Genomic DNA, 643 nt, shown 5'->3' with positions numbered 1-643 from the left:
CGATTCGATGACGACCGTGTATACGTGCGATCCAGACGCCCACTGAACTCAGTACCGAGTTCGTGGACGTATTCAACTGGCTACTGTGCCAGCTGGTGAATGGCTCGGCTCGAGAGCCGACGACGGACGTGCCAAGCTGCGATAAGCTCGAGGGACCCGCATGGAGGGAAAGAACTCGAGATTTCCGAATAGGAATCCCATTACAATTGCTCCGCGCAATAGGGAACTCCCCGAATTGAAACATCTCAGTAGGGGAAGGAAGAGAACGCAATAGCGATGTCGTTAGTAACCGCGAGTGACCGCGACACAGTCCAAACCGAAGCCCTCACGGGCAATGTGGTGTGTGGGCTGACTTGCAGCGTCCGACACCGTATCTGAAGTCTCCTGGAACGGAGCGTGAGACAGGGTGATAACCCCGTAAGATATGGCGGTAGGACGTGCGTCAGTACCCGAGTAGCAGGGATCGGATATTCTCTGTGAACGACTCAGGCATCCCCTGAGAAGACTAAACACTCCTCGAGACCGATAGCGAACAAGTAGCGTGAGCGAACGCTGAAAAGCACCCCGAGAAGGGCGGTGCAATAGGGCCTGAAATCAGTTGGCGATAGAGCGACAGGGCGTCAAAGGCGTCTCACAAAACGAG

1 rRNA gene is annotated in these 643 nt (G+C 55.2%); it reads left to right on the top strand.

Annotation, left to right across the window (positions count from 1 at the left end):
* Nucleotides 1-71 precede the first annotated feature (71 nt).
* Nucleotides 72-643, top strand: a 23S ribosomal RNA gene (locus ACQE3L_RS15425); the annotation flags it as partial.

The organism is Haloparvum alkalitolerans, assembly GCF_050122995.1.
Taxonomy (GTDB): domain Archaea; phylum Halobacteriota; class Halobacteria; order Halobacteriales; family Haloferacaceae; genus Haloparvum; species Haloparvum alkalitolerans.
This window is presented reverse-complemented; position numbering and strand designations above follow the sequence as displayed.